Below are 10,384 nucleotides of genomic sequence, written 5' to 3'. Positions count from 1 at the left end.
ATCCCCATTACTGGCCTGGAGGCTGCTGCTGCCACCGGGGCCCTCGTGTTCCATGCCGGCACCCGCCAGGTGGGCAAGCAGCTCCTCAGCGACGGCGGGCGCGTCCTCTGTCTTACCGGCCAAGGGGCAACGCTGGCGGAAGCGCTGCGCCAAGCCTATGCCGCCGTGGAGCAAGTCCAGTTCCCCAAAGCCCATTACCGCTCCGACATCGGCAGCCGCGCCCTTGGGCCTGCCGTCCGGCGAGGTGTAGTGCCCGCCTCCTAGTCCCCTTCTTTTTCGACTGCATCTTAAAGCCCCAGAGAGGTCGCTTCTCTGGGGCTGGTAAAGCAGCTTTAAAAAAAGCTTTGATGATTAGAGCCTAACTCCTCCAGTAAAGAGACGGCAACGATGGTATCAGAATCTCAACTTTCCTTAGATTTTCTCAACGGTGGAGCTGTTCCCAGTTGCAACTAACCTGCTCGGTGCTTGGATTCCTCTGGCGTCAGGGGGCCGGAGTTCTGGCGGCTAGGGAGAAGGGAGGCAGCCACGGCTGTTCCCAACTGAGGAGAAGAGGACTAATGTCTCGATCCCGGATGCATGCAGTTGAGCATCAGGGTTCGAAGTCCTACTCTAAGCTGAGGTTGAAGGGCTCCTTCTGCCAGAGCCAGCGGGGTGGGATCCCCAGTCCTGCGGTTACGGGTGCAGACCTTTGCGGCGCCTGAGGGTCGCAGTCGTAGAGGGTAGTGGTGTAGCGATAGGTGCGCGGCGGCCCGCCCTTGAGCCGGATGCCGCTAATCTCAAAGAGGTAGGGGCGATTGGGCTGGACGGATCCTACCGAGTAAGTGAGAGTCTCTAGGCCAAAGGTGGGATCCCCAACCCGGATATCCCAAACCGGCACTGCCTCGCCAGTGAGGGCATCGGTGATGCGAACTTGGGCCTGGCTGAGATCAGAGAGGCCGCCGCGGCTGGGCACCGAGAAAGACCAGCGGTAGGCAGACAAAGGTTGGCTGGAAAACCCTTCGAGGCGGTACAGGTAGCCGTCCCTCTCCGGGAAGGCAATGAACTCTGGATCTGGCACCGACTCGTCAAAACCGAAGATCCAATTGGCATTGGCCTGGGTCACCCGTCCGGCCCGCGGGTCGTAGACAATGCCGTAAGCTCCTTGGGCGTACTGGGGGTAGAGGTTCCAGCGGCGATGCCCCACATCCACGAAGTTTTCCCGGCCCGGCTCGGCAAAATAAATATCCACCTGGCGCGCCAGCACCCGCCCTGGGTCGGGGCCGTTCAGCTCCAGAATCGGGCCAATCGCCAAGTTGCTAAAGCGGGATCCCGCCGCCCCGGCAGCAGTGAAGCAACGCCAAGAGGGAGGTGGCTCGTGGCTGAGGGCGCCATTGGCCACCTGCAGCAGCGCCGCCTGCTGAGCGGCCGCCAAGAATTCGGGATTGAGCTCCACCGGGGGCAACTCGTGCAACAGCCGCAGAAAGTTCAGCCGATCCATCATCTTCTGGGCTGCTGCCGGGGTGAGGCGACCGGGATTGCAGGTGGCAACTTGCGGCTGCTCGGCATAGATGGGGCCAGCAAAGGTGCGGGTCTGGCGATCCAACTGGCAGAGGAAGTTGGCAATCGGCAGCTCTCCTGCCCGCGGAGGTTCTGGAGCTGTGAGGGATCCCCTCCCACCACAGGCAGCCACCAAAAATAGTAGGCAGAGCAAACTAAGAACCCCCCCTGCCCAGACTGGCTTCCAACTGGGCAGCCGCTGCCAAGGCATGTAAGTCCTGTAGGCTTATCGACTAGCAGGAGTAGGGGTAGGAGGGAGGCTGGGGGGGCTGACGGTGCTGCTGCTACCCTCGTCACAGGCAGAGAGCAGCCCCAGGCAGAGGAACAGGGCCAGAGCCCCCAAGAGCTTGCAGGTCACTTGGGTGGGTTGAAGTGTAGCCATCGCAACAGATCTCCAAAACCCTGCCAGGTTTGACCCTGTTTTATCACGCAGGGGGGGAAGTGCCAGAGCAGAACCTGAGAATAAGTTGAACGATGTTTCTCCCCCTTGGCCCTGCCTACCAGAGATAGAGCCCAAAGCGATCCTCTCTCTCCACCCTTAGTGCTGGTAGGGATCCCCGTACCTTAATGCACCTTAGATGAATCTGCTTTTTTGCTGCTGAATTCGGCTGCTCAAGGGATGATCTGAAACTCCAGGTTGTAGGTCTGAAGCAGGTTGATTGTCTCGTGGTCAGTGAGGTTGGTGTCGGCCAGCTCCAGGTTGTAGAAATCGATAAACTCCTCGTGATCGAAGTAGGGGCCGGCATGCCAGGTGCCCATTTCCAGTTTGATAAAGCGGTCGCCGGGCACCCGAAAAGCTTGAATCTCATCCACTTGCAGCTCGTCGGCAGGCGGCGCGACGGCGATAAACCACTCCTTGCCGTGCAGGGATCCCAGACACTGGGTGCAACGGGTGTGGTGAGTTATTTGGGTGAACCGAAGGCCACGGCGGGGCAAGCGCATGAGGTAAAAGCGGGGTTGCCCCTGATTCAAAACCAACTGGGCATCTTGGCCATCGAAGGGTTTGTCGTCAGGAGTAGGATAGATCACCTGCCCGTAGAGGGCAAAGTTTTCCGGTTCAGCGAGATGGGCCTTCAGTTGGCGCAGTTGACTGCTCACCCTGCTTGTCTCCTCTTTCCCAAACCTGTACCCGTTGTTGCTCCGCAAGCCGATCCCCACCTGCTGCCGGCACAAGGTCGTGAAGACCCAAATAGCAGAGCAGCTCTTATTTTATCTAGTTATCTAGATTTGCCGGCAGTCTCCTTCCGCAGAACAGTCTCAGTAAAATGGGAGAAATTTGTAACACTCGGCAATGGTGATGCGGCGGGATTTACAGGAGCTGGTCATTTCCCCTTCTCTGGTGGAAAACCTTTCCGGGGTACCTATAGATTGGCTGTACCGACCTCGGCCTGTCCGTCGCTGGAAAGATTGGCTGCGCCAGTTCTCCGCCTTCTGGGATCTGCTGCGCCTGTTGTTGGTGCTGGATCTCTTCTGCCGTTTCTTGACCTTTTGGACGGGGGGATCCCTGCTGACCTTGCTGGGGCGGATCTGGATCCCTGGCCTGCACAGCAGTTGGGGCACTTGGCTGGTGGAATGGGGGATCCTGGCAGCCATTGCCGCTTTGGGCCAAGCCTATTGGATTTTCCGCAGCCGCCGCCTGCTGCTCTTGCTGAACTTGCTGGAAGAAGTAGATCGCTACCATCAGCTTATTCAAGCTATTCACATCAATGACGAATTGGTGGAGGCAGGTAACCCTGAGGTCAAGCTGCCCCAGCGGGATCAGATTATCGAGGCTCTGAAGCTGGCTCGCAGCGACCTAATCCGCGCCTTGAAAACCGAACGGATCTTGCGGCAGAACAAAGACTTTATTGAGCAGCAAAGTGAGTTCTTCGGTGACGAGTTGACGACTCTAACTGCGCTCCAGATAAGGGAACAGGCCAGCGAACAGTCGCGGCTTTTGGAGGCTGCTTTGCAAATTGCCTTGCAAGTGCGCTCCCAACTGAGCCAACTGCAAAACTGGGAAGCAAGCCTATCCCCAGACAAAACTCAGCCTCCCAGCGAGGCTCAAAACCCAGATTCTCCTCCTCTGGGTTAGGCCCTCCTAGCTGCGGCAGGCGCTGGTGACTGCTGCTGAAGCAGGGGTGGAAAACTGGAGCAGGGATCCCTAAGTTGGCAGAGCTCTAGTTAAAATTAAAAAATGTCCTGCTTGAGTAACTGGGCCAAGCGCTCCAGGCCCTTTTTGACCTGGCGGGAAACGGTAACGGCACTGATCCCCAGCCGCTCTGCCGTTTCTTTCTGGGTGAGGTCGTAGAAGAAGACAAATTCCAAAATCTGGCGGGTGCGTTCTTCCAGCTTGGCTAAGGCATGTTGCAGACGGATGCGGTCTTCTTCAGCCAGTTGAAAGCTGCGGTAGCGCTGATCGGGAACGACATCTCCCAACGCAACACTGTCTTCCTCAGTTTGAATCGGGGCATCGAGGCTGAGCAAGAGGCTGTTTTGTCGAGCCAGCTCCATCTCTCGCCATTCCTGCTCCGTTAGTTGCAAGGCTTCCCTCACCTCCGCCTCAGAGGGGGAACGGCCCAACTCTTGCCGCAGGCGCGCAATCACCTTCTTGGCTTGCCGCTGCAGAGTCACCCAGCGGCGTGGGATCCGCATTGTTGGGCTTTTGTCTCGCAGGTAGTGTTGAATTTCTCCGCGAATGTAGGGCATGGCGAAGGAGCTGAAGGCCAGGCCGCGGGTAATATCGAAGCGCTCGATGGCTTGGATGAGCCCTATGCATCCCACTTGCACCAGGTCGTCGTAGGCCTCATTGCATTGGCTGCGCCAGTGGTGGGCTTCTTTACGCACCAAGCCCAGGTTCATTTCCACCAGCCGGTTGCGCAGGGCCGGATCCCGAGTCTGGTGGTACAGTCGCAACAGTGCAGCAGTTTGAGCTTTAACATCTTCATGTTTGGATGCCATAGACGCACCCACAGCTCGGGATCCAGAATCGCCAATACTCGCTTTAGTCAAAGATAGGGGAGCCGCGGCTGTCGATGGCGTTGGCGGCTCGGAGGCGTCGAGAGAAGACCGCTGAGGAGCTGTTAGCATAGACAATTACTTTTTTTCTTTTCTTTACTTTCTGAGCTGCAGTCATTTAAGACCCGATCAGTACCCAAACAACTCAAAGGCGGCGAATGCCAGGCGAAACCAGACTTCCCCTGGAACCAACCGCGAAGAAGCTTGCAGGCAGACAGTATCAGGTTGTGTCCATGAAAATGCTACCAGATGTTAAGAAGAACACATCCTGCCCCCGAGATTTGCCAGGAGCTAGAGTGTTCTCAGTTTGCTCAGGTTTTTCGCTGTAAGCAACAGCATCTCTACGGAAAATCAGCGGGTTTCCTCTGCATTGGGCGGAGCCACCAGATTGCTGTTGCCGGCCCATCCTCTGGAACTCAGGACGCAGACGATGAGCAACTAAAGTTGCTTACGGGCTTCTCCGCCCCGCACGAAATACGGAGCTACCAAGCTATCCCTCCGTGTCGGTTCCAAGGCCGGAGAGGGCTGTCAGGAAGGCCGTAAAGCTCGGCTCACTGCGAATGAGGTCGAAATAGGGCTCAGAGGAGAGCAAGGGGCGGTAGCGCTCCGGCTGCAGGCGCAGGGCTTGCTCCAAGGCTTGCAGAGCCTGGGGCACCTGACCTTCCCAGGCGCAGCAGCAGGCTTTGGCGTAGTGGGCCTCGGCATCTTCGGGATCCATCTGCAGGGCCCGGTCAAAACTCTGGATGGCCAGCCCGTAGAGGTTCAAGTCCATCAGCACCAGGCCGCGCTGCACCCAGATCTGAGGGCGCTGGGGATCCTGGGCCAGGGCGCGGTCGTAGCTGTTGAGAGCTTCCATCCAGTTGCCCAGGCGGTGGTGGGCAAGGGCGTGGCCGGCCCAGAGGGAAGCCGATGCGGATCCCAGTTGCAGGGCCCGTTCATAGCTGGCCAGGGCCTCGGCGTAGCGCTCCAGGTGCACTAGGGCCAGCCCGCGACTTTGCCAAACCTGAGGATTGCTGGGGTTAATGGCCAGGGCTTTGTCGTAGCTAGCTAGGGATCCCTGCCACTGCCCCAGCGAGGCCAAGGTTAGCCCGTGCAGATACCACGTTTCCGAGCTATCGGGGCGGAAGGTGAGAATCTGCTCGTAGGCGCGCAGGGCCTCTTGGTAGCGGCCCAGTTGCCGCAGCGTGTTGGCCTGGTTAAAGCGGGCCTCAAAAAAATCCGGCTTTAGGTGCAAAGCCCGCTCGTAGCTGGCCAGCGCTTCCTGGTGACGGCCGAGATCGTCCAGTAGAGAGCCGCGGTTGTTCCAGGCTTCGGGAAAATCTGGCTTCAGCTCCAGGGCACGATCGTAGCTGGCCAGGGCAGCTTGGGCCTGCCCCAGGTGGTCGAGGGTGGTGGCGCGGTTGTACCAGGCAATGGGATCCTGGGGCCGATCTGCCACCGCCTGTTCGAAGGGCTGCAGTTGGGCCCCCTGTTCCACCGTAAGGGCAGAGAGGTCAACCGCCGTTGCCGGCCAAACAGTTGTCGAGTCTGGGGGAGCAGCCTGCTGCTGTCGTCGCAGCCACCAGGCCCAGCCGCCGGCCAAGAGCAACAGGCCCACCCCCAGCAGCAGCACACCCACATCGCTCGGAGCAATCGCAAACGGCATGACCCACTTCCTCGCCGCGCGACTCTACATCATCACCAAAAACGGCAGGGGATCGCTGGGCCCTGCCGGCGAGATCAGCTCGATGCGTTTTTCGCCAGGGTAGGTGCTGGGATCGATCTCAAAAGTTACGGTCAGTGCCTCGGCAGTGGCCTGCACCGGCCCTTGGGAGCGCCCCAAGGGATCCCCGAAGCTAACCCGGATCCCTTTGCCCGCCGGGCTGACGCGGATCTCCGTCACTTGATCCAGATGGGATCCCTCCAGTGTACAGACGATAACATCGCCCACAAAGGCTTCCAGAGGCCATCCCCGCCGTACCTGCGGTCTTGACATGCTCGCCCCACTCCTTGGTTATCGACGTTGCCCTTGGATCCCTTGGCCCTGCTGCGTCGCCCGCGGTCTTGGATCCGCTAACGCCAGGCTCAGGGCTATCGAGAAGGGCTACCTGATGTTTAGCCCAAAGTTCCCGGCATGACAAATGGCCGCTGACCCTGCGGGAACAGCCCCAATCCAGCCCTCTTCCAAACCCGAGGAATCGGGGACGGTCAGCGTGGCCGTTCCCCGCACCAACCAATCGGAAGAGGAACCAACGCTCACCAGCCGCGGCACCTCTTCCAGGCTATCGGCCACGGCAAACAGCACCCGCCCTCGCGCCTGGGGATCCCAGCCCAGCAGCTCGGCATATCCCAGGGCCGGCGGTGGCTCCCAAACCTGTACCGGCGGGATCCCGGTCGAGTCGGTGGGCAAGGGCCAGATCACCGCCCGATCCCAGCTCAAATCGGTTTGGAACCAGCCTGTGTACTCCCGCGCCAGCAGAGTGTTGTCCTGCCAGGCCAGAGGCAGGATCATGGCAAAATCCAAGGGCTCGGCGGGGTCGTACACAGACGCTGAAGCTTGATAGATCACTTGCAAGGCTTGGGTACGAGTGTTCTTGGCAAACAACACACTGGTCAACCGACTGGCCTGAGGGGTGGCCACCAAATCCAGCCGCGTGTACACCTGCCACTGCGGATCCGGTGCCGGCAGAGGCCGGCTGCGCAGCAGGCCAATCAGCGTACACTGCCGTTGCCGCGCCTGCTCCTGCAGGGCATACACCCACTCCCACGGCACGGCCAGCGGCGGAGAAGGGATCCCCTCCGCAGCCGCCATCGTCGCCAACAGCAGGGATCCCATGGCCGCAGACAGAGCCCCTCTCCACCACCGCCCCTTTCGCCAGACAGAAGCTGCCATCTTCACCCAACCTGCGGCCAGGCCAAACTCTCTAGCTCCCCTCGGCCAAGCGCAGTTGCACCGAGCGGCCATGGGCGGGCAGCCCCTCCGCTTGTGCCAGAGCTTGGATCGCGCCAGCCACCTCCTGCAAAGCTGCCGAGCCGTATTGGATCAGGCTGGAGTACTTCAGGAAGGTCTCTACCCCTAGAGCTGAGGCGTAGCGAGCCGCCCCCGCCGTGGGCAAGGTGTGGTTGGGCCCGGCCAGGTAGTCTCCCACCGCCTCTGGAGTGTAGTGCCCCAGGAAGATTGCCCCCGCATGGCGAATGGGATCCAGCAGGGCCCAGGGATCCGCCACCTGCAGCTCCAGGTGCTCCGGCGCGAACTGGTTGGACAAGTTGACTGCTGTCGCCAGATCCGGCACTACGGCAATGAGCCCGTAGTTGGCCACCGCCTTTTCCACCATCAGGCGATTGGGGTGGGTCTCCAGTTGGGCCGCCACCGCCTGCTGCACCTGTTGGGCCAACTGGAGATCGGGGGTGAGGAGAACGGCCGCCGCCAGGGGATCATGCTCGGCCTGGGCCAGAAGATCGGCGGCAACATAGAGGGGATTGGCGCTCTCGTCGGCGATGATCAACACCTCGGAAGGCCCTGCCAGCGAGTCGATCCCCACCGTGCCGTATACCAGCTTCTTGGCCAAAGTCACGTAAATGTTGCCGGGGCCGGTGATTACATCCACCTTGGGGATGGTCTCGGTGCCATAGGCCAGCGCCGCAATGGCCTGGGCCCCGCCGACGCGATAGATGGTGTGGATGCCCACTTCTTGGGCGGCCACCAAAATAGCCGGGCTGATCCCCTTGCCCCCCAGCCCGTCCGATCCCGGTGGGGTCACCATGACAATCTCGGGCACCCCCGCCACCTTGGCCGGAATGGCGTTCATCAACACGGTGCTGGGATAGGCGGCCCGCCCTCCTGGAATGTAGAGGCCGGCGCGGTCCACGGGGCGGTACTGCTTGCCCAAGACAATCTCAGGGCCGGGAAAGCTCACCCAACTGCTGGGCACCCGCTGCCGGTGAAAGGCTTCAATGCGCTGTTTGGCCAGGCGCAGGGCCGATAGCAGTTGCGGCGATACCGCCTGGTAGGCCGCCTCCAGCTCCGCCCCCGAGACCTTCAGCTCCGCCACGCTCAACTCCACCTGGTCAAACTCAGCCGTGTAGGCCAGTAGAGCGCGATCCCCCTGACGGCGCACTGCTTGCAGGATCTCCCGCACAGTGGCCTCACGGTGCAGGTTCTGGTCAGCCTGAGTGCGCTCCGAGATCCGTCTAAGCTCGGCTTCAGCCTCGGTTAGCTGGGTGACGATTCTCAGCATGGCAACTCCTTCGCCTAGCGTGCCGTAAGCAGATGGTAGCGAGGGATCCGGTGGCATCGCGGTAGCAAAGCAGATCCTCACTCCACCGGTTCGGGGTGGCCAGAGGAGCCATCCTCGGTCAGGGATCCCGTCTGCACCTGGGGTGATCTGCTATGGTCATAGCTTAGCCTGGATTTTCCGCGGCCAAGAACCGGCCATGGCGCTTTGAGGACGCTGTTTGAAAAGCAGCTTCCTCTACTTTTACCAGCGCAATTCAGCCGATTTGATTAAATTGCGAAAGTCGTGGATCACCTCTTCGCAGCGGCGGAAAAAAGCCAGTACCCAGTCCCGCAGCACCTTTTGTTGAGATTCGTCCAGCTCCTTGAGGGTGCCCCGGTAGTGGATTTGGCCGCTGCGCTCGATCTCGAACTGGTTGAGCCACTCGGCTGAGGATCCCTGGCGTTCCACCACTTCCTGCCGCGCTGCCTTCCAATAGTTGACGATCACTGCCTTGCCCAAATAGCCGCTTGTGATCTGGCAGAGGCGATTGAGAGATTGCACAAAGACATCCATCTGCATGCGGCTGCCTGTCGCTGCCGGCTGGGTCGCCTCCTCCCTTGGTGTGGGCTTGCCTTCTGCTAGGGTGGAGCTGGGTTGGGTAGGGTTCCGGACGGCCTCCGCCTGGCTGGTCAACAGGCGAAAGGTGGCCAGGCCCTTCGGCGTATCCTGTTGCAGCTCGGCTCGCAGGCGGTTGATGGCCAAGGTGTAGACCGGCATCACCAGCTCGTCATTGACCGCCACCAGCAACACCCACTCCGGCCCTAAGGGGTAGACAAAGACTCGTTGCTCGGCAAACTGAAAGTCAAAATAGTCCAGGCCTGGGGGCATGGTCTGCAAAACCTGAAACAGCCCTTCGGCAAGGGCCTGCTGCTGCCGGCTGTCCAAGTTCTGAAAAGAGCGGTAGAAAAAAGGGCGGCCTGTCCGACTCAGGAGCGCCACCCCCATCACCCCCCGGATGGACAAAAAACTCTCGAGTGTTTCCTTCTCCATGCCCCTCAGGAGCCAACTCGGCCAACACAGCAGAGTGGGTCGGTAGCCCCGTACTTTACTTTAGTGCGGGGCGGAAAAGCCTTCGAGCGACTGGAGTCGCTCGCCAATGTTATTATGCTCGCCAATGTTATTATTGATGTTGTAATCTTAAGTCAGCACCTACCCCGGTGAAAAACCCGGACAGTACCGAAAGCCAGTAAGCAAGCGGAACCTTGAGGCTTTGTCTCTAGGAACTGTCTAGGGGCGTCTTGACAGCGCCTTTACGAGTCCAACTGTGGACTGCGTAAGCCTTCCCCAACTTCAGCCGGGGGAGTGTCAAAACTCCTACGGTGGCTCAGATTAGCCGAGGCTGGTTGGCTACAGCCCATGACTACAGTCTTTGCCAATCCTTGCCCAGTACAGAGCTTTCCAGCAACACCGACTGCAGCCGCTGCAATTACCCTTTGCGTAACAGGGATCCCTCTCGTCTGCAAAAAAAACCTGATGAAACTCGAAAAAGCTGCGGCAAGGAAACTGCGGCTGTTATTTTGCAGTCATTAAAATAAACCGGAATATCGTTAACGTAAGGTGCGGAATTCCCCACCGTCTATACGGTGGGGATGGAG

General features: G+C 59.8%; 11 protein-coding genes. 2 read left to right on the top strand and 9 right to left on the bottom strand.

Annotation, left to right across the window (positions count from 1 at the left end; all coding sequences use genetic code 11):
• A partial coding sequence (locus tag NW835_RS10945; protein WP_414415299.1) for a phosphoribosylglycinamide synthetase C domain-containing protein occupies positions 1 to 264 on the top strand: 264 nt, incomplete at its 5' end.
• Between the two features lie 340 nt (positions 265 to 604).
• Here the strand turns inward: NW835_RS10945 and NW835_RS10940 are convergent.
• The 3 genes from NW835_RS10940 to NW835_RS10930 form a co-directional block, all read right to left on the bottom strand.
• A complete protein-coding gene (locus tag NW835_RS10940; RefSeq protein WP_414415298.1) occupies positions 605 to 1,747 on the bottom strand; it encodes a CAP domain-containing protein in 1,143 nt (380 codons plus the stop codon).
• A 15-nt stretch (positions 1,748 to 1,762) separates the two neighbouring features.
• A complete protein-coding gene (locus NW835_RS10935; protein WP_414415297.1) occupies positions 1,763 to 1,918 on the bottom strand; it encodes a hypothetical protein in 156 nt (51 codons plus the stop codon).
• 230 nt (positions 1,919 to 2,148) lie between these two features.
• Positions 2,149 to 2,634 (bottom strand): ureidoglycolate lyase, encoded by a 486-nt coding sequence (locus NW835_RS10930; protein WP_414349238.1) that lies wholly within the window; start codon positions 2,632 to 2,634, stop codon positions 2,149 to 2,151.
• A gap of 199 nt (positions 2,635 to 2,833) precedes the next feature.
• Here NW835_RS10930 and NW835_RS10925 point away from each other — a divergent pair, with 199 nt between their 5' ends.
• On the top strand, positions 2,834 to 3,610 hold the full coding sequence (locus NW835_RS10925) for a hypothetical protein (RefSeq protein WP_414415296.1): 777 nt from the start codon (positions 2,834 to 2,836) through the stop codon (positions 3,608 to 3,610).
• A 95-nt stretch (positions 3,611 to 3,705) separates the two neighbouring features.
• Here NW835_RS10925 and NW835_RS10920 read toward each other — a convergent pair whose 3' ends face one another.
• The 6 genes from NW835_RS10920 to NW835_RS10895 form a co-directional block, all read right to left on the bottom strand.
• Complete coding sequence (locus NW835_RS10920; protein WP_414415295.1) at positions 3,706 to 4,605, bottom strand: RNA polymerase sigma factor SigF; 900 nt, start codon at positions 4,603 to 4,605, stop codon at positions 3,706 to 3,708.
• A gap of 418 nt (positions 4,606 to 5,023) precedes the next feature.
• A complete protein-coding gene (locus NW835_RS10915; protein WP_414334960.1) occupies positions 5,024 to 6,178 on the bottom strand; it encodes a tetratricopeptide repeat protein in 1,155 nt (384 codons plus the stop codon).
• A 24-nt stretch (positions 6,179 to 6,202) separates the two neighbouring features.
• Entirely contained in the window at positions 6,203 to 6,508 is a 306-nt protein-coding gene (locus NW835_RS10910) for a hypothetical protein (RefSeq protein WP_414334959.1), read from the bottom strand.
• A 108-nt stretch (positions 6,509 to 6,616) separates the two neighbouring features.
• On the bottom strand, positions 6,617 to 7,405 hold the full coding sequence (locus NW835_RS10905; protein ID WP_414366610.1) for a hypothetical protein: 789 nt from the start codon (positions 7,403 to 7,405) through the stop codon (positions 6,617 to 6,619).
• A gap of 31 nt (positions 7,406 to 7,436) precedes the next feature.
• Positions 7,437 to 8,750 carry a histidinol dehydrogenase gene (gene hisD / locus NW835_RS10900; RefSeq protein ID WP_414334957.1) on the bottom strand — a complete coding sequence of 438 codons (1,314 nt, stop codon included), beginning with the start codon at positions 8,748 to 8,750 and terminating at the stop codon, positions 7,437 to 7,439.
• A gap of 240 nt (positions 8,751 to 8,990) precedes the next feature.
• A complete protein-coding gene (locus tag NW835_RS10895; RefSeq protein WP_414415294.1) occupies positions 8,991 to 9,779 on the bottom strand; it encodes a hypothetical protein in 789 nt (262 codons plus the stop codon).
• Positions 9,780 to 10,384 lie beyond the last annotated feature (605 nt).

This window comes from Synechococcus sp. OH2, from assembly GCF_047462155.1.
GTDB lineage: Bacteria > Cyanobacteriota > Cyanobacteriia > Thermostichales > Thermostichaceae > Thermostichus.
Note: the sequence above shows the minus strand (reverse complement) of the source record. Positions and strands in the feature narration are given on the sequence as shown.

Bases quoted from the DNA above. Each gene is read 5' to 3' on its own strand.
- NW835_RS10940 (WP_414415298.1), bottom strand. From the start codon at position 1,747: ATGCCTTGGCAGCGGCTGCCCAGTTGGAAGCCAGTCTGGGCAGGGGGG.
- NW835_RS10935 (WP_414415297.1), bottom strand. From the start codon at position 1,918: ATGGCTACACTTCAACCCACCCAAGTGACCTGCAAGCTCTTGGGGGCT.
- NW835_RS10925 (WP_414415296.1), top strand. From the start codon at position 2,834: ATGCGGCGGGATTTACAGGAGCTGGTCATTTCCCCTTCTCTGGTGGAA.
- NW835_RS10920 (WP_414415295.1), bottom strand. From the start codon at position 4,605: ATGCTAACAGCTCCTCAGCGGTCTTCTCTCGACGCCTCCGAGCCGCCA.
- NW835_RS10915 (WP_414334960.1), bottom strand. From the start codon at position 6,178: ATGCCGTTTGCGATTGCTCCGAGCGATGTGGGTGTGCTGCTGCTGGGG.
- NW835_RS10910 (WP_414334959.1), bottom strand. From the start codon at position 6,508: ATGTCAAGACCGCAGGTACGGCGGGGATGGCCTCTGGAAGCCTTTGTG.
- NW835_RS10905 (WP_414366610.1), bottom strand. From the start codon at position 7,405: ATGGCAGCTTCTGTCTGGCGAAAGGGGCGGTGGTGGAGAGGGGCTCTG.
- hisD (WP_414334957.1), bottom strand. From the start codon at position 8,750: ATGCTGAGAATCGTCACCCAGCTAACCGAGGCTGAAGCCGAGCTTAGA.
- NW835_RS10895 (WP_414415294.1), bottom strand. From the start codon at position 9,779: ATGGAGAAGGAAACACTCGAGAGTTTTTTGTCCATCCGGGGGGTGATG.